Here is a 21,465-nt window from a genome sequence, read left to right on the forward strand (position 1 = left end):
AGCGTGGCGGCGGTTTTCGGGTCCACTCCACGCTAAAACGGCAGCCCCACATAATTCTCCGCGAGCAGGCGCTGTGCCGTCTCGGACGAGAGAAGATATTCCAGTTCGGTCTGCTGGAGCCGGTCCTCGTATTCGAGCCGGTCGGGGAAGCGATGCAGCAGCATCGTCATCCACCACGAGAAGCGTTGCGCCTTCCAGATCCGCGCCAGCGCCTTGGCGGAATAGCCCTGAAGCCCGGAATCATCGTCGTTCTGATAGTGCGCGAGCATGGCGTGGTAGAGATAGTAGATGTCGGAGGCCGCGCTGTTCAGCCCGCGCGCGCCGGTCGGCGGCACGATGTGGGCGGCATCGCCGGCGAGAAACAGGCGGCCGTAGCTCATCGGCTCGGCCACGAAGCTGCGCAACGGTGCGATGCTCTTTTCGATGGACGTTCCCGTGATCAGGCGGCCGCCGACCTCGTCCGGCAAACGACGCTTCAGCTCGGCCCAGAACGCATCGTCGCTCCAGTCCTCCACCTTATCGGTGAGCGGCACCTGGACGTAATAGCGGCTCAGTACTTGCGACCGCAAGGAACACAGCGCGAAGCCGCGCTCGTGCTTCACGTAGATCAGCTCCGGCGACACCGGTTTCGTGCGTGACAGCACGCCCAGCCAGCCGAACGGATAGATCTTCTCGTATTCCCGCAGCACGTCCTTCGGGATCGACTTGCGGCTGACGCCGTGAAAGCCGTCGGCGCCGACGATATAGTCGCAATCGACCCGGACAGTCTCGCCATTCGAGCGATAGGTCACGTAAGGCCGATCCGAGGTCACGTCATGCGGCATCACGTCCTCGGCATTGTGCACGACGTTGCCGCCGAGGCGGTCGCGCGCCTCGTAGAGGTCGCGCGTCAGCTCGGTCTGGCCGTAGACCAGCACCGAATTGCCGCCGGAGTGCTTGTGGAGGTCGATCTGGGAGAGCACGCCGTCATGGGCGATCTCGAATCCCTTGTGGATCTCGCCCTCGCGGTCCATCCGCTCGCCGCACTGAGCCTCGCGCATCAGCCTGGCGAAGCCGTGCTCGAGCACGCCGGCACGGATCCGGGCAAGCACGTGGTCGCGGCTGTATTTTTCCAGTACGACCGTGTCGATGCCCTTGAGGTGCAGGAGCTGGGACAACAGCAACCCGGACGGCCCGCCGCCGATGATACAGACCTGAACTTTCATTTTTGCATCCTCCTCGGCACTTTCTTGCAGATTCAGCACCGCTGACCGATGGAGGCTTTCGTCTTTGTCTTGTACTATTCGAACATGAGAAGCGCAGCCCCCGCCCCGGCAATCCGGGTCTACAATTTGTTCGGCGAGTCCGGCGATCTGCCCGATGTCGTGCATTGCGAGACGATAGCGTCGCGCTCGGTGCTGCACGACTGGACGCTGGCTGTGCACCGCCATGCCCGGCTGCACCAGGTGCTGCTGATCGAGCGCGGCGGCGGCGAAGCCACGCTCGACGGGCGCGTGGTGCAGCTGAAGCCGATGCAAATCGTCAACGTGCCTGTCGGCCACGTCCATGGCTTCCGTTTCGTGCCTGATACCCAGGGTTGGGTGCTGACCATCGCCGGGGAAATATTGGACGAAGCGCTGCTCGCCTCCGAAGGACTGCGCGGTGCCTTGTCGCGCTCGGCCGTGATACGCGGCACGCCGCAGATCCGGACCACCATGAAGCAGATCTTTGCCGAACACGCCGCGCGCGATTTCGGCCGGGCGCATGTGCTGCGTGCACTGTCGGCGGCCATGATCGGGCTGGTGGCCCGCGCGCTCACCAGCGAGAGCGGTGGCAACGGCACGGCTGAAAGCGGACTATTCCGCCGCTTCGAGGCGCTGCTGGAACAGCATCATCTGGAACGCTGGAGCGTCGCGGACTATGCGGGCGCGCTGTCGATCACGCCGACCCATCTCAACCGGGTGACGCGGGCAGCAACCGGCGACACCGCCTCGCACCTGATCCTCAACCGGTTGATCCGCGAGGCGCGGCGCAACCTCGTCTACACCAATTTGCCGGTCTCGACGATCGCCTATGCACTTGGCTTCGAAGACCCCGCCTATTTCAGCCGGGTCTACGCCGCCGCCACGGGCGTGTCACCGCGCGCCTTTCGCGCGCGGCTCCACGGCGACGAGACCTGAGACGATCACACGTCGAAGAACACCGTCTCTTCCGGTCCCTGCAAATTGATCGTGAAAGAATACACGATCTTGCCGGCGCGTTCGCTGCGCTTTGCGATCAGCGTCGAGCGCCGGACCGGCTGCTCGATCAGGTTGAGCACGGGGTCGGCGGCGTTGGCGGCCGCTTCGTCCGAGAAATAGAGGCGCGTATTCAGACCGATGTTGATACCGCGCGCGACGATCCAGACATTGATGTGCGGCGCGCCTTTGCGGCCCGTCTTGTCGATGATCGCGCCCGGCTTGATGGTCTCGAAGGTGACAAGACCGCTCTCGAAGTCGGAGCCGGCGCGGCCCCAGCCACGAAATTCCTCGTCAAGCGGGCCGGTCGACCGATCGGCCGGATGGTTGTAGCGGCCGGCCGCATTGGCCTGCCAGATCTCCAGCAGCACGTCGCGCAGCGGCGTGCCGCTGCCGTCGATCACCCTGCCCTCCAGCGTGATGCGCTCGCCTTGCGTGTTCGGCGTCACCAGCACGTTGGAAAAATTCTTCTCGAAAATGTCGAAGCCGGCCATGGCCGGGATCAGCCCGATATGGACGTAGGGCCCGGCCGTCTGCGAGGCGGTTTCCTTGAGGTAGTTGAGCGGCTGCGGCATGGACCTAGTTCCCTGCGGTGCGATTTTCAAAGTAAGTGGAGCGCTGGCCGCGCAAGACGATATCAAAGCGGTAGGCGAGCGAGTCGAACGGAGTCGATGCGTTGAGGTCGAGCGGCGCGACGAGGCGCTCCAGCGCATCCTTGTCCGGGATCGTCGTCAGGATCGGGCAGACCGGGATCAGGGGATCGCCCTCAAAGTACATCTGGGTGATCAGACGTTGTGCGAAGCCCGAGCCGAACACCGAGAAGTGGATGTGAGCGGGACGCCAGCTGTTGACGTAATTGCGCCAGGGATAGGGCCCCGGCTTCACGGTACGGAAATAATAGTAGCCAGTGTCGTCGGTCAGCGCGCGGCCGCAACCGCCGAAATTCGGATCGATCGGCGCCAGATACGTGTCCTTCTTGTGCCGGTAGCGGCCGCCGGCATTGGCTTGCCAGAACTCGACCAGCGTGTTCGGCACGCCGCGGCCGGTCTCGTCCAGCACGCGGCCGTGGACGATGATGCGCTCGCCGACGGGATCGCCGTCCTTGGCGTAGTTGCGGATCAAATCATTATCGAGCGGGCTGAGGTCGTTGTGTCCGAACACCGGCCCCGTGATCTCCGAGACCGAGTTCTCAAGCGACAGCAGCGCCTGGCGCGGCGAGCGCAGCACCGAGGATTTGTAGCCTGGCGCATGCGCCGGCGGATGCATGGAACGGTCGCGCTGGAAGAAGTCGCCGTCACCGAGCGGCGGCGTGAACGGCTCGGGGCGGTTGGGGCGGGTATCCCGCAAGGCTGGCGCCTGGGCATGCATCGGCGTTGTCTCTCCCTCTGGCGCCCCGTTTGGGCGCACGGCTTACCGGGAGATGATGACGCCGGCTATTCTCAAGATAAATAGATCGATTATAATGAATTCCATGAAGCAAATCGATCATTTGGCGCTCGATGGCCACGCGCTGGAGCTGTTTCTGGCGGTGCTGGAAGAAGGCTCGGTGACGGCGGCCGCAACGCGGCTCGGCCTGACGCAATCCGCGGTCAGCCACGCCCTGAACAAGCTGCGGCGGATCGTCGGCGATCCGCTGTTTGCCAAATCCGGCCGCGGCATTGTGGCCACGGCGCACGCCCAGGCACTCGCGGCAAAGGCGCGGGCGCTGATCGACGAGATGCGGAGCTTTGCCGGCGGCGTCACGTTCGCGCCGGCGAGCGCGCAGCTTTCGCTGACAATCGCCGCGAACGACCTTCAGCGCGACCTGCTGCTGCCGCGGTTCTTCGATCACGTCGCCGCGCAAGTGACGAGCCTGAACCTGCGCGTGATCCCGTCGCAGTCGCCCTCGCCGGCGATGCTGCGCGAAAACCGCTGCGACCTGCTGATCACGCCGCTGCCGCCGTCCGGCGTCGACATCGTGCAGAAGCGTCTGCTGCAAGACCATTATGTCTGTTACTTCGACCCCAAAGCGCGTGCCGCGCCGGCTACGCGCGACGCCTATCTCGCGGCGCGTCACATCACGGTGGTCTACACTGACAATGAGCGGCTCGACTTCGATCGCCGGCTTGCGGCCAACGGCTTCCACCGCGACATCGCGATCTCGGTGCCGAGCTTCTCCGGCGTGCCGTCCTTCCTGCGTGGCTCGCAGATGCTGGCGAGCATGCCGAGCCTGCTGGCGCCCGGCGTGATGCACGGCTTCGCGCAGGTGCGGATTCCGCTGGCCTCGCGCACGCGAACCCTGGCCGAGCTGCCGATGTTCATGGTCTGGCACCAGCGCTATCAGAAAGATCCGGCGCATCGCTGGATCAGAAGCCAGCTCGAGACCGTGGCGGCAAAGGCCTCGCACCCCGCCCCCGCGAAAACCTGATCCCCGTCAAACCCACTGGTTGCGCCGGGGCCGCCACGCTAGAATTCCCCCATGACAGTGACCGACATTGCGAGCCGGACCTACAATCACAGCTGGCGGCTGGATCCCATCATCCGCAGCTTGCTTGATACCGACTTCTACAAGCTATTGATGTTGCAAATGATTCGGGAATATTACCCGGATCAGCAGGTGACGTTCTCGGTCATCAACCGGTCGCGCCATGTCCGGCTCGCCGAAATCATCGACGAGGGCGAACTGCGCGCTCAGCTCGACCACGCCCGCACCATCCGCTTCACCAAGAAAGAGCTGATCTGGCTTGCCGGTAATACTTTCTACGGCAAGACCCACATGTTCTCGGCGGACTTCATCCGCTGGCTCGCCGAATTCCGGCTGCCCGAATACGAGCTTCGCAAGGTCGAAGGCCAGTACGAGCTGCACTTCCACGGGCCGTGGAGCCATACCACGATGTGGGAGATTCCTGCGCTCGCCATCCTCAACGAATTGCGCTCGCGCGCAGCGATGAAGGGCCGCGGCCGCTTCGAGCTCGACGTGCTCTATGCCCGCGCCAAGGCCAAGCTGTGGACCAAGGTGGAACGCCTGCGCAAGCTGGATGGCTTGCGGCTCTCCGATTTCGGCACCCGTCGCCGCCATGGCTTCCTCTGGCAGCGCTGGTGCGTGGAGGCCGTAAAGGAGGGCCTCGGCCCGTCCTTCATCGGCACCTCCAACGTGCTGCTCGCGATGGACAATGATCTCGAAGCGATCGGCACCAACGCCCATGAACTGCCGATGGTTGCGGCCGCGCTGGCCAGGGACGACGAGGAATTGCGTTGGGCGCCCTACCGCATCCTCGACCAATGGCGCCAGACCTATGGCGGAAACCTCCTGATCGCGCTGCCCGACGCTTTCGGCACCAAGGCTTTCCTGCGCGATGCGCCGGAATGGGTCGCCGACTGGACCGGCTTCCGTCCCGACAGCGCGCCGCCGATCCAGGCCGGCGAGGAGATCATCAAATGGTGGGAGCAGAAGGGCCGCAATCCCAGGGACAAGCTGCTGGTCTTCTCCGACGCGATGGACGTGGGCTCGATCGAGGAGACCTACCATCACTTCACCGGGCGCGTGCGGCTCTCGTTCGGCTGGGGCACCAATCTCACCAATGATTTCGTCGGCTGCACGCCGGACGGCTCGTTCAATCTCGATCCGATTTCGCTGGTGTGCAAGGTGTCGTCGGTCGATGGACATCCGGCCGTCAAGCTGTCCGACAATCCCGAGAAGGCCACCGGCCTGCCTTCGGAGATCGAACGTTATTTGCGCGTCTTCGGCGACGCCGGCCGCGTGCGCAAGCCGGTCCTGGTCTAGCGCCAGACCAATCTCTCTCCATCAGGTAAACCATTGGGGGCGCATGCGAGACATCGGCTCTCCGATGCCGCGTCAGTTCCGGTTCGACGGCATTTGCAACGATCTGCAAGCATCCACTTCACAGCGCCTTCACCCTGCGACGCAGTCTCCCGGCATTTTCAAGTCGAGTTAAGCACCCTTCGTGGGTAATCCGCGTTATGAGCGGATCGCTCCGCTGGGGTCGTTGAGCGACTTGGGGAACGCAACGTGTTTCGCAGAACAGCGCCGTCAACGAAGGGACGAAACTTCCTTCATGTCATCAAGCTTGTGTCGCCTTTCGTCACGGTCGTCCTGCTGCAGGCGGCGATCGCCGGGTTCAGCCTGGAGGTGATGTCCTCGGTCCGCGCCTATGTCGCGGGCGAAGCGCTGTGGTCGCGCTCGCAGAAGAACGCCGTCTATTTCCTCAATCTCTATCTGCATTCGGGCGACGCCAGCCAGTTTGCGCAATATCAGGCCTCGCTGGCCGTTCCCATCGGCGACGAGTTCGCGCGCTGGGCGCTCGAGCGCGATCCGGTCGACGTCGAGGCTGCCCGCATCGGCTTCCTGCAGGGCGGCAACCATCCCGATGACGTTCCGGGATTGATCTGGCTGTTTCGCTACTTCAAACAGGTCAGCTTTCTCAAGGAAGCGATCCGCGAGTGGGCTGCCACCGACCCCATGCTGCTGGAGCTGAGCGTGTTCGGCGAGGTCATCCGGTCAGAGCTGAAGAACGGGCCCGTCCAGGACAGCAAGCGCCTGCAATTATTGTCGTCGCGGCTTTCGGAGCTCAACACTCAGTTCACGGTGCACGCCAAGCGGTTCTCCACCGTTCTCGGCGAAGGCTCGCGCGCCATCAAGATGACGCTGACTGGCGTCAATATCGTCACAGCGATGACGCTGATCCTGCTCCTGATCTGGCACACGCGGCGATTGGTGCTGCAACGAGAGGCTTTCGAGGACGCCCTGCAGGCCGAGAAGGAGCGCCTGGCCTGGCAGGCGTCGCACGACTGGCTGACCGGCTTGTCCAACCGCCGCGCATTCGAGGCCCGCCTGCAAAGCGAGTTGGACGACACCGCGGCGGGTTCGCTGGGCCTGATCCTGCTCGATCTCGACCAGTTCAAGGACGTCAACGACAGCTGCGGTCACCTCGCCGGCGACCGCCTGCTCTGCCAGATCTCGCGTCTCCTGCAACAGGAGCGGCGGCCGCATGACCTGGTTGCCCGGCTCGGCGGTGACGAATTCGGCCTAATCCTTCCGCAATGCACGCCGTACGACGCCGTGGATATCGCCGAACGGCTGCGCCGGTCGCTCGAGCTATCCGTCTTCGCGTGGGATGATCGTTGCTTTGCAGTGACGGCCAGTATCGGCGTTACCTGCATCACCGACGGCAACACCACGCTCGAGGACGCGATGCGGCGCGCGGACGCCGCCTGCTATCGCGCCAAGGAGAACGGACGCAACCGTGTTCAGGTCGACAACGGGACGACGGACGTCGTCGTCGTCACCTCGCGGCAGCGCAAGGCCGCCAGCGCTTAGCAGCGCTCAGCGCTTTATCGTAGTAGCAGAATCCCGAGCCCCGCGAGATGCGCATCCAGAAATTGCTCGACCTGCTGGCGCAGCATCTGCGGTGGCACGGCCAGCATGCGCTCTTCGAGGCCGAGCGAGATGATCCCGTGCACGGCGGAAAACAGGGTGCGTGACAGCAGCGCGATCTGCACGTCGTCTGCATTCGGAAGCAGCCGCACCAGGGGCGCGTGCATCAACGCGAAGGCGTCCATCACCATCTGAAGGATGTCATCGGGGTAAGGGCGGTCGTCCTCCATCCGATGTTCGAACAGCGAGCGCAGCAGATTGGCGTGCCCCGCGAAGAATTCGAGGTAGGTCGCAGCCAGCCCGTAGAGCTGGCGAACGGGATCCTCGGCAGGAACCTGGCCGAGCCGCACCGTCAGCGCCTCAACCGTCTCCCGATTCACGGTCAGGATCACCCCGTCGAAGTCGCCGAACTCATTATAGACACTCCCAACCGAGCAGCTGGCGGCGTCCGCGACATCCCGGACTTTCAATGATTTCAGGCCCTTAGTTGCAATAATGCTGCGAGCGATCTCCACGATCTGCTGCCGCCGTCGAGATTTTTTTCGGTCCCGCAATGATTCGTCTTGAACATTGTTCATTTTCAGGATACTCATTTGAACAATGTTCAAGTTAACCCGGAGACCTGCAAAATGCAAACCCTCACTGTTGATATCGCCTCCACCTTCGTCGATGACGCCACAGCTCTCGTGACCGGATTTGGCCGCGGCCTCCTGCGGTTCGCGATGGGGCCAATCGATCGCATCGCAAATGCCTGCGATATTGCCGGCGTCCTGACCGAGCGCCGCGCGACCTTCCGCATGTGGCGGGCCAACCGCGGCCGTGCCCGTCATGAGGGCCGCCGCCTTAGCCTGCTCGGCCGCCTCTCGCCCTTTCGCCGCCTCGCCCATCTCACCTGAGGCGAGCGCAGCCGCCACGTTCGGGTCGCCCCGAATGCAATATCAAGCCGCAAGGAAGGACTTACCATGTCTCGACATTCGAGCCGATGCCGCGGCCTTCGACGATGCGGTTCAGGTTTCGCTCATCGCCCGGGGCAATATCCTGGCAGGCGCGGCCTGCCTGGATAAGGCCGCAACCGAACCATTGCGAACCAAACCACGCCACGCGGAGACCAACAGGATCGGAAGGTAAGCGCGCAGAGCAGGCCGGGGCGACTGTCGTCAACCCACAATAGCCCGTCGCATATCCTCTGGACCCAACGTCCATCCGACAATGAAACTTCAGGCAGCCTTTCCAAAACAGGACTAGTCATGATCAGGGATTTGATGTCGTCACGCCGCTTCGCGCCGCTGTTCTGGGCGCAATTCTTCTCGGCGCTGAACGACAACGTGCTCAAGAACGCACTTGTCATCATCCTGCTTTACAGTGCCGCGACCGGCCACGGAGATGCGCTGGTGACGGTCGCGGGCGCCGTCTTCATCTTCCCCTATTTCATCCTGTCCGGGCTCGGCGGCCAGCTCGCCGACAAATACGTCAAATCCGTCGTCGCAAGGCGGCTCAAATTCGCCGAGATCTTTGCGGCGGGCTTTGCCGCGGCCGGCTTCTTCCTGCACTCGGTGCCGTTGCTGTTTGCAGCACTCGCACTGTTCGGCGTCATCGCCGCGCTGTTCGGTCCCGTGAAATACGCGATGCTGCCGGATCAGCTCGAGCTCGGCGAGCTCGCGACCGGCAACGCGCTAGTCGAAGGCGCGACCTTCATGGCTATCCTGCTCGGCACCGTTGCCGGCGGCCAGTTCGTGGCCGGCTCCGCGCATATGGGCTGGGTCGCATCGGCCGTCGTCGTGCTGGCCCTGCTGTCCTGGGCCTTCGCCTCCCGCATTCCCGCGACGACCCCGTCTGCACCCGATCTGCCGGTCAACGCCAATCCCTGGACCTCGACGCTCGGCCTGTTGAAGACCTTGCACGCCGACCACCGGCTGTGGGACGGCACCGTGATCGTCTCCTGGTTCTGGCTGGTGGGCGCCATCGTGCTCTCGCTGCTGCCGGCGCTGGTCAAGGAGGTCATCGGTGGCACCGAGGGCGTCGTGACGTTGTGTCTCGCCATCTTCGCAATCGGCATTGCCATCGGCTCGCTGTTCGCCGCGAATCTGAGCCACGTTCGCCCGAACCTCGCGCTGGTGCCGATCGGCGCCATCATGATGGGGTTTGCCGGCATCGACCTCGCCTGGGCGATCGGCGTGACCGCCAAGGGCCAGGACATCACCGCGGGCGACTTCGCAACCTCGTTCGCGGGCCTGCGCATGCTGGTCGACTTCGTCGCCTTCGCATTCGGCGGCGGACTGTTCGTCGTTCCGTCCTTCGCCGCTGTCCAGGCCTGGTCGGCTCCCTCCGAGCGCGCTCGCATCATCGCTGCAGGCAACGTGCTGCAGGCCGCCTTCATGGTGGCCGGCTCGCTGTTCGTCGCACTGCTGCAGGCCGGCGGATTGCACATAGGCTGGATCTTCTTCGGCCTCGGCGTCGCCAGCTTCGGCGCGGTCTGGTTCGTGCTGACGAAGTGGGGCAAGGAAGGCGTGCGCGACTTCGGCGGGCTGCTGTTCCGCGCGCTGTTCCGCACGGAGGTCCGCGGACTGGAGAACCTGCCGCCCGCTGGCACGCGCATGCTGATCGCGCCCAACCATGTCAGCCTGATCGACGGCCCGCTGCTGCACGCCGTGCTGCCGATCGACGCGAGCTTCGCGGTCGATACCGGCATCGCCAAGGCCTGGTGGGCCAAGCCGTTCCTGCGAGTGGTCAAGCATTACACCATGGACCCCACCAAGCCGCTGGCTGCGCGCGACCTCATCAAGCTCGTCGGCGCCGGAGAGCCGGTGGTGATCTTTCCGGAGGGACGCATCACCGTCTCCGGCTCGCTGATGAAGGTCTATGATGGCACCGCGATGATCGCGGACAAGGCCGACGCGGTCGTCGTCCCGGTCCGCATCGAAGGCGCCCAGCGTTCGCATCTCAGCTATCTCAACGGCAGCCAGATCAAGCGCTCGTGGTTTCCGCGGGTGACCGTCACCATCCTGCCGCCGGTCAAGCTGCCGGTCGATCCATCGCTCAAGGGCAAAGCGCGCCGCAACGCCGCGGGCGCAGCACTTCAGGACGTGATGATCGACGCCATGGTGAAAAACGCCATGCTCGATCACACCCTATTCGAGGCGCTCGGACACGCCTATCGCGACCGCGACACCGGTAAGGTCATCGTCGAGGACGCGCTCGGCACCAAGCTGACCTATCGCAAGCTCATCCTGGGCGCGCAGGTCTTGAGCCGGAAGCTGGAGAACGGCACCGCCATCGGTGAGAATGTCGGCGTGCTGCTGCCGAATTCCGCAGGCGTCGCCGTCGTCTTCATGGCGCTGCAAAACATCGGCCGGGTGCCGGCGATGCTCAACTTCTCGGCCGGCCCGGTCAATGTGCTCGCCGCCATGAAAGCCGCACAGGTCAAGACCGTGCTGACGTCGAGGGCCTTCATCGAGAAGGGCAAGCTCGACAAGCTGATGGCGGCGATCTCCGCGGAAGTTCGCGTCGTCTATCTCGAGGACGTCCGCGCCTCGATCGGCACGGCCGACAAGATCAAGGGCCTGCTCGCCGGTACTACGCCGCGCGTCGTCCGCCAGGCGAGCGACCCGGCCGTCGTGCTGTTCACGTCGGGCTCGGAAGGCACGCCGAAGGGCGTGGTGCTGTCCCACCGCAATATCCTTGCCAACGCCGCACAGGCGCTGGCGCGGGTCGATGCCAATGCCAATGACAAGGTGTTCAATGTGCTGCCGGTGTTCCACTCCTTCGGGCTGACTGGCGGAATGATGATGCCGCTGCTCGCGGGCATTCCGATCTACATGTACCCCTCGCCGCTGCACTACCGGATCGTGCCCGAGCTGATCTACCAGACCGGCGCCACGATCCTGTTCGGCACCGACACCTTTCTCACCGGCTACGCCCGCTCGGCGCATGCCTATGACTTCCGCACCCTGCGCCTGGTGATCGCCGGCGCGGAGGCGGTCAAGGATCGCACCCGGCAGGTGTTCATGGAGCGTTACGGCATCCGCATCCTCGAAGGCTATGGCGTCACCGAGACCGCGCCGGTGCTGGCAATGAACACGCCGATGGCCAATCGTCCCGGCACGGTCGGCCGCCTGTCGCCGCTGATGGAAAGCCGCCTCGATCCGGTCCCCGGCATCGAGGACGGCGGACGCCTCTCGGTGCGCGGACCGAACGTGATGCTCGGATACTTGCGGGCCGAAAACCCCGGCGTGCTCGAACCGCTCGCCGAGGGCTGGCACGACACCGGCGACATCGTCGCGATCGACCCGGCCGGCTTCATCACCATCAAGGGTCGTGCCAAGCGCTTTGCCAAGATCGCCGGCGAAATGGTCTCGCTGTCCGCGGTCGAGAACATCGCGGCGACGCTGTGGCCGCAGGCCGCATCGGTCGCGGTGTCGATCCCGGACCCGCGCAAGGGCGAGCGCATCGTCCTCCTGACGACGGAGAAGGTTGCAGAGCGCAGTGCGATGCAGGGCCAGGCCAAGGCGATCGGCGCGTCCGAGCTGACCGTTCCCGCGGCGATCATGGTGGTGGACAAGGTGCCACTGCTCGGCACCGGCAAGACCGACTACGTCACCGCGACGACGATGGCCCGCGAGCAGGCGTCTGGGCCAGAGCGCGAGGTGGCGTAAGCGAGATGCACGAAGCGCCTCAATCAGGCGAGGCGCGATGCCCGGGAGTGGTTCTGCTTCACGGCATCGCGCGCACCTCGGCATCCCTGACCAGGCTGGAACGAACGCTCCAGGCAAGCGGCTTCGCAACGCGCAACATCGACTATGCCAGTCGCCGCAAGCCGATCACCGCACTCGCGGACGATATTCACCCAGAAGTCGCCCGCTTCGCCGAACGCGATGCGCCGCTCCACTTCGTTGCGCATTCGATGGGCGGTCTGGTGGTGCGCGCCTACATCGCAAAATACCGTCCGGACCGGCTTGCCGGAGTGGTGATGCTGGGCACGTCGAACGGCGGCAGCGAGGTCGCCGATCTCCTGAGCGGATATCGCCTCTACAGCACATTCTACGGACCCGCCGGACTCGAGCTCACCACCACGTCCACGCCCCGGACCGACGCCCTGCCCGCTGTGGACTATCCAATCGGTGTGATCGCGGGAAACCGCTTCATCGATCCCGTCGCCGGTCTCTTCGTTCTGCCGAAGCCGAATGACGGACGGGTCTCAGTGCAAAGCACGATGGTCGCCGGCATGGCCGACCATATCGTCGTGAAGGCGTCCCATACCGGACTTCCGCGTCATGCCGCCGCGATCGAACAGACGATCGCTTTCCTGCGCGACGGCCGCTTCCGCACCGTCTGACTCTTAAGACCCGGCTTCTCCGCGCCGCTCCTGCGCATAACGCACCAGCGCCGCGAAGCGATAGATGCCGTGCACGAATTTGCCGTAGGGCATTGTGATGAACAGCGCGAACACTGCACCCAAATGCAGCGCCAGCAGCGGGCCCATGGCGGCGGTCTCCCGCAAGAGCAGAAGCAGCATGCCGGTGAAGCCGGCCAGGAACAGCATGGCGATGAAGCCGACATCCATGCCGTAGCGCTGCTCGTCGAGCAGTGCCGGATCGCGCCGCATCTTGGCGACGAACAGGCCGATTGGCCCGATGATCAGGCCGACCCCACCGAGCGTGCCGAGCACCACGGGCAGATCCCACCACGGATACGGCGCCTCGCGGCCGAGCAGATAGTGATACAGCGTGGCGACCGAGGTCGCGGCGAAGCAGAGCAGGAAGCCATAGAAGGTCAGGTGATGATACAGCTTGCGCCGGTCGGTCGGCTTGTCATCCTCATTGTAGCAGCCGACGCCGCCACCATGGAGATAGCGCAGCTCACCAGCGTCGCGCGTCGCCTGAAAGATCGAGCCACCGTCCGCAGGACCACCGATCGGCGGGCCGATATCCCGCCAGAACGCACGCACGCTCATCACCAGCGCGAAGATCGCATAAAGGAAGGCAGCGCTGAACAACGCCGCCATCGCGTTGTGCGGCATCAACCTGTAGAACGCGCCGGGGCCGGTGTGCACGCCGAACAGCACGCTGCGGTCGTTCAGGGCCGCGAAGCCGAAGATGAAGGCAGCCATGCTGAGCGCGGCGACGATGCTGATGACGAGGCCATTGCGCGCGAAGGCACCGGACAGCGCCTGCGGCCAGGCATAGGCCGCGTAGGATTCCGCGCGCGCGATCGCCAGCGTCTGCGGGACGTTGACGTTGAATTCATGCGGCGGCGAGAACTGGCAGTCGACGTAGCATGCGCCGCAGCCATGACAGAGATTGGCGAGATAATTGAGATCGCCGTCGGAGAAGGCGCGGCGCATCTCCATGGCGGGAAATACCGCGCAAAGGCCTTCGCAGTAACGGCAGGAATTGCAGACCGTCATCAGGCGGTCCGCTTCGTCGAGAATCCTAGTTCCGTGCATGTTTCGCCGCTTCCCGTCCCGCGATCCGTCCGAACACGCTGCCGATGGTCATGCCCATGCCGGCGGCATAACCCTTGCCGAGCACGTTGCCGGCCATGATCTCGCCGGCCGCGAACATGTTGGCCGACGGCTTGCCATCAGCCATCAGCATGCGCGCCTCCCTGGTCACACGCGTGCCGAGATAGGTGAAGGTGATGCCGGGCCGCACCGGATAAGCAAGATAGGGCGGCGCCTCGATCCGCCGCGCCCAATGCGACTTCTGCGGCGTGATGCCTTCGGTGCGGCAATCGTCCAGGATGGTGTGATCGAAAGTGCCGGGCCGCACCGCGGCGTTGAATTCGGTGATGGTCTTTTCCAGCGCGGCCGGATCGAGCTCGAGCTTGCCGGCGAGCTCAGCCACGGTCTGCCCTGCGATCGGCGGGAACAGCGTCGGCATGAAGCTCGTGACCACGGTGGAATCGAAGATGATGTAGGCGATCTGGTCGGGCTGCGCGGCTACCAGCCGGCCCCAGATCGCGTAGCGCTTCGGCCAGATGTCCTCACCTTCGTCGTAAAAGCGCTGCGCATGCTTGTTGACGACGATGCCGAACACGACCGAATCGTGCCTTGTGATGATGCCGCCGTCGAATTTCGGCGCGCGGGCGTCGATCGCGACCGCATGGCATTGGGTGGGATCGCCAACCTCCTGCACGCCCTTGTCGAGCAGCATCTTCAGGATCGAGCCGCGGTTATAAGGCGAGCCGCGGATCAGGAAATTGTCGGCGGCCTCGCCCCAATATTGCTTCAGCCATTCGATGTTGGCCTCGAACCCGCCGGCCGCAGCGACCAGCGACGTCGCGCGGATCTCGATCTCATCCCTGATCGGTCGCTTGAGGCGGGCGGCGAGAAACATGCCGTCCTCGATCACGAGGTCGCTGACCTCGGCCTCGTATTCGACTTCGACGCCGAGCTTCTCAGCGGTGAGATAAAGTGCGTTCAGCATCGCGCGGCCGCCACCGAGAAAGAAGGAGTTGGTGCGACCAAGGCTCAGCGTGCCGCCGAGCGAGGGCTGCCAGCGCACGCCCTGCTCCACGATCCAGTTCAAGATGTCCTTGGACTCACGGATCATGTGCCGGGCCAGCACCTCGTCGGTCTGGCCGCCGGTGACGCGCAGGAGATCCTCCCAAAACTCCTCCTCGGTGTAGGGGCCGGTGAGGATTTCGGTCGCGTCGTCATGGGCGCAGCGCATGTTGCGGGTGTGGCGCGTGTTGCCGCCACGATAGAATTTCGGCGCGCCTTCGAGCACCAGCACCGACGCCCCACCGCGTCGCGCGCTGATCGCCGCACACAGCGCCGCATTGCCGCCGCCGATCACCAGCACATCGTATTTGCTGCTCATGCCGTCTGCCCGATGCGACGAAGTTGGAGACATTCTGCCCGCCGGCGGCCCCGGTCAATCCGGCTGGCTATTGCGCACCATTGTATACAAAGATATACAAACGTCCAGCAAGCGCGATCGCTGCATGCGCAGGATGCGCGAGCCCACGGGGATGCATGGCAAGACGCCCGACAAAGGCAGGCGGCTCGATCGCGCGCGGCGGCGGCTTGGCGCTCGGCGAAGCCGTGTTCCGCTCGCTCTGCGAGGCGCTGCAGGCCGGCAGCTACCGCGCCGGCGACCGCCTGCGCGAGGAAGAGGTCGCCCAGCGGCTGAAGGTCAGCCGCACGCCGGTGCGGGAGGCTCTGGGGCGGCTCGCGGCACGCGGGTTCGTCGAACCTGCCGGCGGCCGCGGCCTGATCGTGCGCGACCTCGACATCTCGGAGGTGCTCGAACTCTACGCCATGCGCGAGATCATGGAGGGCGCCGCTGCCCGACTTGCCGCCGAGCACGCCTCGGCGCCCGAGATCGATGCACTCAGGGATATCGAGCAGGCTTTCGTCGAAGCGTCCGAGACCGACGCGGCCGAGATGGCAGGAGAAATGGCAAGGCTCAACCGCGCCTTCCACGAGGCGATCTGCCGCGCCGCGCGCAACCGCTATCTCGACAACGCTTCGCGGGAATTGCAGGACTGGATCGCCCTGCTCGGTCCAACCACGTTCACCGTCTCGGGCCGCCCCTCGACCAGCCACCGCGAGCACCAGGCCATCATCGACGCCATCGCGGTTCGCGACGGCAGCAAAGCGGAGCAGCTCGCGCGCACACACATCCGCGAAGCGCTGCGCTGTCGGCTGAAGCTGTTGCAAAAGCAGTAGCAGAGCGCGGCGCTCAGGCGACCAGTTCCGCGACGATCGCCTTCAACACGTCCCGCACATCGCCTGGACTGAGCCGCACCTGTAGTCCTCGCTGACCGCCATTCACATACACGTAATCATGCGCGAGCGCGCTCTGCTCGATCACGGTGCGCACGGGCTTCCGCTGCCCGAATGGGCTGATGCCGCCAACCTTGTAGCCGGTGAGGCGCTCGGCCTCCGGCGGCTTCATCATCTGCGCCGACTTGCCGCTGAAAGCGGCGGCGAGCTTCTTCATCGAGACTTCCTGGTCGGACGGGACGATCACGCAGACCGGCTTGCCGTCGACCAGCGCCATCAGCGTCTTCAACACGCGCGCGGGATCCTCCCCGAGTGCGGCAGCCGCCTGTAGGCTGATGCTCTCGGCATCGGGATCGTAGTCGTAGGTACGGACGGTGAAGGCAATGCCGACGGCTTCAAGCGCACGCGTGGCTGGGCTGACTTTGGACATAGATCAGGTTTATCACCGTCATTGCGAGGAGCGAAGCGACGAAGCAATCCAGAATCTTGCTGCGGAGGCAGTCTGGATTGCTTCGCTTCGCTCGCAATGACGGCGCAGTCCTACTCCGCTGCGTCCCGCAACTCGGCGCGCTCGGCCCTGGCCGCGCAGAACTTGAACTCCGGGATCTTGCCGAACGGATCGAGCGCCGGGTTGGTCAACAAATTCGCCGCCGCTTCCGCGTAGCAGAACGGCATGAACACCATGTTCTCGGGAACGTCGCGGTCGGAGCGGACCTTGACCTCGACCGCGCCGCGGCGGGTCTCGAGCCGGATGAAATCGCCGGGCGCGAGCTTCTTCCTGTGCATGTCCTTTGGCGACATGAACGCAACCGCCTCGGGCTCGATCTGGTCGAGCACCTGCGCGCGGCGGGTCATCGAGCCGGTGTGCCAATGCTCGAGCACGCGGCCCGTCGAGAGCACCATCGGATATTCGGCGTCGGGGATCTCGTCCGGCGGGATGACGTGAGCCGGCACGATCTTGCCGCGGCCGCTCGCGGTCGGGAAGCCCGTGGTGAAGATGATCTCGTTGCCGGGCTTGTTCGGATCGTCCGCCGGATAAGTCACCGCACCTTCACGCACCAGCCGTTCCCAGCTGATGTTCTTGAGCGACGGCATTAGCTCCGCCATCTCGGTGTAGACGTCACCAGGGCCGGCGTAATTCCACGGCAGCCCCATCCGCTTGCCGATCTCCTGGATGATCCAGAGATCCTGCCGCGCGTCGCCCGGCGGCTTGATTACCTGGCGCGCGAGCTGCACGCGGCGATCGGTGTTGGTGAAGGAGCCTTCCTTTTCGGCAAACGCCGAGGCCGGCAGGATGACGTCGGCGTGGAACGCGGTCTCCGTGACGAAGAGATCCTGCACCACGAGATGATCGAGCATGGCAAGCGCCTGGCGCGCGTGCTGGAGATCGGGGTCGGACATCGCGGGGTTCTCGCCCTCGATATACATGCCCGTGATCTCGCCCGCATGGATCGCGTTCATGATCTCGACCACGGTCAGGCCACGCACGGGATCGAGATCCTGGCCCCACAGCTTCTCGAAGGCACCCCGCATGTCGTCGCGGCCGACCGGCTGATAGTCCGGCAGGAACATGGGGATCAGACCGGCATCGGAAGCACCCTGCACGTTGTTCTGGCCGCGCAACGGATGCAGGCCGGTGCCGGGACGGCCGACCTGGCCGGTGATCAGCGCCAGCGCAATCAGGCAGCGCGCATTGTCGGTGCCGTGGACATGCTGGCTGATGCCCATGCCCCAGAAGATGATCGACGATTTTGCCCGCGCATAGGTTCGCGCGACCTCACGCAGGGTCTGCGCCGGGACGCCGCAGATCGCCTCCATCTTCTCCGGCGTGAACTCCTTGATCTTCTCCTTGAGGTCCTCGAACCCCTCGGTGTAGCCGGCGATGTACTGATCGTCGGTCAGCCCTTCGGTGATGATCGTGTGGATCATCGCGTTCAGCATGGCGACGTCGGAGCCCGGCTTGAACTGCAGATGCTTGGTTGCATGGCGCGACAGCGTTTGCCGGCGCGGGTCCATCACGAACAGCTTGGCGCCGTTCTGCTTGACCGCATTCTTGATGAAGGTCGCGGCGACCGGATGGTTCACGGTCGGGTTGGCGCCGATCACGATGATGACCTCGGCGTCCATCGCAGCCGAGAACGGCGCTGACACCGCGCCCGAGCTCAGACCTTCGAACAGCGCCGCGACCGACGAGGCGTGGCACAGACGGGTGCAATGGTCGACATTGTTCGAACCGAAGCCGGTGCGCACCAGCTTCTGGAACAGATAGGCCTCCTCGTTGGAGCCCTTCGCCGAGCCGAAGCCCGCCAGCGCCTTCACGCCCTTCTCGTCGCGGATCATGACGAGGCCCTTGGCCGCGATGTCGAGCGCTTCTTCCCAGCTCGCTTCGCGGAAATGCGTGAACGGATTGGCCGGATCGACCTGGTCGTTGGAATCCTTCTTCGCGTTCGGCAGCCGCACCAGCGGCTTGGTCAGCCGATGCGGATGGTGGATGTAGTCGAAGCCGAAACGGCCCTTGACGCAGAGACGGTTGCGGTTGGCCGGGCCGTCGCGACCCTCGGCATAGATCACCTTCTCGTCCTTGACCTCATAGGTCACCTGGCAGCCGACGCCGCAGAACGGGCAGAGCGAATCTACCTTCTTGTCGGCGTAGGTGGCGCGGGTCTGCTTCTCGTCGAGCATTACGGCCGGCATCAGGGCCCCGGTCGGACAGGCCTGCACGCATTCGCCGCAAGCGACGCAGGTGGACTCGCCCATGGGATCGTCGAAATCGAACACGATTTTCGAGCCGTGGCTACGATAGGCCATGCCGATGACGTCGTTGACCTGGACCTCGCGGCAAGCGCGCACGCAGAGGCCGCACTGGATGCAGGCGTCGAGATTGACGCGCATCGCCGGATGGCTGGCGTCGGTCGCCCAACGCTCGGCGGCGGGGAAGCGGCTCTCGGTGACCCCAGTGGTTGCGGCCCAGTGCCAGAATTTGGATTCCGGATCATGCGAGGTCTCGCGCGCCGGCTGATCGGCGACCAGCAGCTCCATGACCATTTTTTGCGCGGAAACCGCGCGCGCGCTCTCGGTCTTCACCTTCATGCCGACCGACGGCGTGCGCTTGCAGGACGCCGCGAGCACGCGCTCGCCCTCGATCTCGACCATGCAGGCGCGGCAATTGCCGTCGGGGCGATAATCGGGCGCCGGCGAATAGCACAGATGCGGAATCTCGCGTCCCCCGCGTTTTGCGACTTGCCAGATCGTCTCGCCTGCATTGGCCTCGACCTGCTTGCCGTCGAGCTCGAACGTAATCTTCGTCATTCGGCCGCTTCCTTGAACTCGTCAGGGAAATATTTGATCACGGTGGCAAGCGGATTCGATGCCGCCTGTCCAAGCCCGCAGATCGAGGCATCGCGCATCGCCTGGCTCAATTCGTCCAGGAGAGCGCGGTTCCAGACCGGCTGCTGCATCAGCAGTGCGGCCTTCTGGGTTCCGACGCGACACGGCGTGCATTGGCCGCAGCTCTCGTCTTCGAAGAACTTCATCAAGTTCAACGCGGCCCCGCGCACGCTGTCCTTTTGCGACAGGATCACGATCGCGGCCGAGCCGATGAAGCAGCCGTATTTTTCAAGCGTGCCGAAATCGAGCGGGATGTCGTCCATCGCCGCCGGCAGGATGCCGCCGGACGCACCACCCGGCAGGTAAGCGTAGAACTGATGACCGTCGGCCATGCCGCCGCAATATTCCTCGATCAGCTCGCGCGCGGTGATGCCAGCAGGCGCGAGCTTCATGCCGGGATTCTTGACGCGGCCCGAGACCGAGAAACTGCGCAGGCCGTGCCGCTCGTGGCGGCCGTGGCCCTTCCACCAGTCGGGGCCCTTCTCGACGATGTCGCGCACCCACCACAAGGTCTCGATGTTGTTGATCAACGTCGGCAGGCCGAACAGGCCGACCTGGAATGGATATGGCGGCTTGTGCCTGGGCAGACCGCGTTTGCCCTCGATGCTTTCCAGCAGCGAGGATTCCTCACCGCAGATATAGGCGCCGGCGCCGCGCCGCATGTGCAGCGTCGGACCGCCCGGCGGGAGCTTTGCGATCTCGCGTTCGAGGATTTCGCGCGATGCCGGATATTCGTCGCGCAGGTAGATGTAGATATCCGAGGCCTGTACCACATGGGCGCCGATCAGCATGCCCTCGAGAAAGCGGTGCGGATCGCTTTCGAGATAGACGCGATCCTTGAACGTGCCGGGCTCGCCCTCGTCGCCGTTAATCGCCATCAGCCGCGGGCCGGGTTCACCAAGCACCGCGCGCCATTTACGTCCCGTCGGGAATCCGGCGCCGCCGAGACCGCGCAACGAGGCGTCGTCGAGTGCCTTCAGCAGGTCGTCCGTCGGTAGTTCGCCCGAGCGCAGGCGATTGAGCAGCTTGTAGCCGCCGCCGGCGACATAGGCCTCATAGCCGATATATTTGGGCACATGCGCGTGGGTGTCGCCAGCCTTCGCTGCCGCCATGACATTGGCGACCGTAGCGTGATCGACGAAGTTGTGTCCGACTTCCGCGGCAGGCGCCGTGTCGCAGCGGCCGACGCAGGGCGCACGCACCACGCGGATGCCGGGACCGGACGCATCCTGCAAATCGGCGAGCAGCTTCTCTCCGCCGAGCATCGCGCAGGTCAGCGAGTCGCAGACGCGGATCGTCAGCGGCGCGATATCGGGCTCGCCTTCCTTCACCACGTCGAAATGCGCGTAGAAGGTTGCGGTCTCGAACACCTCGGCGAACGCGAGCTTCATCTCATCGGCTAGCGCGGCGAGGTGCGCGGCCGAGATCTGGCGATACTTGTCCTGAATCAGATGCAGATATTCGATCAACAGGTCGCGACGCCGCGGCCTGTCGCCGAGCAGCTGCTCGATCTCGTGCGCGGCGGTGGGATCGACCTGCCGTCCCTTGGGCGTGGATTTGGCGCGCTTCCGTCCTTGGCCGGGATGTTCGAACTCGCGAACCTTGTGAACGTCGTCGTTGCTGCTCATGGAGACGTCGCGTTCTCTTCAAATGCGTGATGAGTTTAGGCCGGATCGCCACAGCGATCAGTCTTCATTTCTCGACTCGATCAACGGAAACGGCAGTTCCTGCGCCCCGCCGACCAAGCCAAATTCGACGCA

17 protein-coding genes are annotated in these 21,465 nt (G+C 64.5%); 8 read left to right on the top strand and 9 right to left on the bottom strand.

The features are described from left to right. Positions 1-32 precede the first annotated feature (32 nt). Complete coding sequence (gene pobA, locus AC0L27_RS26185) at positions 33-1,205, bottom strand: 4-hydroxybenzoate 3-monooxygenase (protein WP_473320741.1); 1,173 nt, start codon at positions 1,203-1,205, stop codon at positions 33-35. Positions 1,206-1,253: 48 nt separating this feature from the next. On the opposite strand from pobA, the gene AC0L27_RS26190 reads away from it, so the two are divergent. Beyond that, positions 1,254-2,159: a helix-turn-helix domain-containing protein gene (locus tag AC0L27_RS26190; RefSeq protein WP_473320743.1), complete on the top strand. Its 906-nt coding sequence runs from the start codon at positions 1,254-1,256 to the stop codon at positions 2,157-2,159. 5 nt (positions 2,160-2,164) lie between these two features. Here the strand turns inward: AC0L27_RS26190 and pcaG are convergent, their stop codons facing one another. Together pcaG and pcaH are read right to left on the bottom strand one after the other, a co-directional pair. After that, positions 2,165-2,791: a protocatechuate 3,4-dioxygenase subunit alpha gene (pcaG, locus tag AC0L27_RS26195; protein WP_473303646.1), complete on the bottom strand. Its 627-nt coding sequence runs from the start codon at positions 2,789-2,791 to the stop codon at positions 2,165-2,167. Between the two features lie 4 nt (positions 2,792-2,795). After that, on the bottom strand, positions 2,796-3,584 hold the full coding sequence (gene pcaH / locus AC0L27_RS26200) for a protocatechuate 3,4-dioxygenase subunit beta (RefSeq protein WP_473320745.1): 789 nt from the start codon (positions 3,582-3,584) through the stop codon (positions 2,796-2,798). Positions 3,585-3,678: 94 nt separating this feature from the next. Here pcaH and AC0L27_RS26205 point away from each other — a divergent pair, with 94 nt between their 5' ends. From AC0L27_RS26205 to AC0L27_RS26215, 3 genes are all read left to right on the top strand, one after another. Continuing rightward, positions 3,679-4,623 (top strand): LysR family transcriptional regulator, encoded by a 945-nt coding sequence (locus AC0L27_RS26205; protein WP_473320813.1) that lies wholly within the window; start codon positions 3,679-3,681, stop codon positions 4,621-4,623. 51 nt (positions 4,624-4,674) lie between these two features. Continuing rightward, the gene (gene pncB, locus AC0L27_RS26210) at positions 4,675-5,979 is read left to right on the top strand and encodes a nicotinate phosphoribosyltransferase (RefSeq protein ID WP_473303654.1); all 1,305 of its coding nucleotides are present in this window, start codon (positions 4,675-4,677) and stop codon (positions 5,977-5,979) included. Between the two features lie 246 nt (positions 5,980-6,225). Beyond that, on the top strand, positions 6,226-7,533 hold the full coding sequence (locus tag AC0L27_RS26215) for a GGDEF domain-containing protein (protein ID WP_473320748.1): 1,308 nt from the start codon (positions 6,226-6,228) through the stop codon (positions 7,531-7,533). A 14-nt stretch (positions 7,534-7,547) separates the two neighbouring features. On the opposite strand, the gene AC0L27_RS26220 is transcribed toward AC0L27_RS26215, so the two are convergent. Continuing rightward, positions 7,548-8,168: a TetR/AcrR family transcriptional regulator gene (locus tag AC0L27_RS26220; RefSeq protein ID WP_473320815.1), complete on the bottom strand. Its 621-nt coding sequence runs from the start codon at positions 8,166-8,168 to the stop codon at positions 7,548-7,550. A gap of 51 nt (positions 8,169-8,219) precedes the next feature. On the opposite strand from AC0L27_RS26220, the gene AC0L27_RS26225 reads away from it, so the two are divergent. From AC0L27_RS26225 to AC0L27_RS26235, 3 genes are all read left to right on the top strand, one after another. After that, a complete protein-coding gene (locus AC0L27_RS26225) occupies positions 8,220-8,486 on the top strand; it encodes a hypothetical protein (protein ID WP_473320750.1) in 267 nt (88 codons plus the stop codon). A 351-nt stretch (positions 8,487-8,837) separates the two neighbouring features. Then, entirely contained in the window at positions 8,838-12,242 is a 3,405-nt protein-coding gene (locus AC0L27_RS26230) for an acyl-[ACP]--phospholipid O-acyltransferase (RefSeq protein ID WP_473320752.1), read from the top strand. A 5-nt stretch (positions 12,243-12,247) separates the two neighbouring features. After that, positions 12,248-12,922: an esterase/lipase family protein gene (locus AC0L27_RS26235; RefSeq protein WP_354210459.1), complete on the top strand. Its 675-nt coding sequence runs from the start codon at positions 12,248-12,250 to the stop codon at positions 12,920-12,922. A gap of 3 nt (positions 12,923-12,925) precedes the next feature. Here the strand turns inward: AC0L27_RS26235 and tcuB are convergent, their stop codons facing one another. Beyond that, the gene (tcuB, locus tag AC0L27_RS26240) at positions 12,926-14,032 is read right to left on the bottom strand and encodes a tricarballylate utilization 4Fe-4S protein TcuB (protein ID WP_473320756.1); all 1,107 of its coding nucleotides are present in this window, start codon (positions 14,030-14,032) and stop codon (positions 12,926-12,928) included. Next, a complete protein-coding gene (gene tcuA, locus AC0L27_RS26245) occupies positions 14,019-15,410 on the bottom strand; it encodes an FAD-dependent tricarballylate dehydrogenase TcuA (RefSeq protein WP_354256606.1) in 1,392 nt (463 codons plus the stop codon). The genes tcuB and tcuA overlap by 14 nt, the downstream gene beginning before the upstream one ends. Positions 15,411-15,565: 155 nt before the next feature. On the opposite strand from tcuA, the gene AC0L27_RS26250 reads away from it, so the two are divergent. Next, complete coding sequence (locus tag AC0L27_RS26250) at positions 15,566-16,261, top strand: GntR family transcriptional regulator (RefSeq protein ID WP_354256609.1); 696 nt, start codon at positions 15,566-15,568, stop codon at positions 16,259-16,261. Positions 16,262-16,274: 13 nt separating this feature from the next. Here the strand turns inward: AC0L27_RS26250 and ybaK are convergent, their stop codons facing one another. From ybaK to AC0L27_RS26265, 3 genes are all read right to left on the bottom strand, one after another. After that, entirely contained in the window at positions 16,275-16,748 is a 474-nt protein-coding gene (gene ybaK, locus AC0L27_RS26255; protein WP_354210398.1) for a Cys-tRNA(Pro) deacylase, read from the bottom strand. A 110-nt stretch (positions 16,749-16,858) separates the two neighbouring features. Then, positions 16,859-19,627: a formate dehydrogenase subunit alpha gene (fdhF, locus tag AC0L27_RS26260; protein WP_473320760.1), complete on the bottom strand. Its 2,769-nt coding sequence runs from the start codon at positions 19,625-19,627 to the stop codon at positions 16,859-16,861. After that, positions 19,624-21,333, bottom strand: a complete 1,710-nt coding sequence (locus AC0L27_RS26265; RefSeq protein ID WP_354210401.1) for an NADH-ubiquinone oxidoreductase-F iron-sulfur binding region domain-containing protein — start codon at positions 21,331-21,333, stop codon at positions 19,624-19,626. Before AC0L27_RS26265 ends, fdhF begins: the two co-directional genes overlap by 4 nt. Between the last annotated feature and the right edge of the window lie 132 nt (positions 21,334-21,465).

It is taken from the genome of Bradyrhizobium sp. Ken51 (genome assembly GCF_055807435.1).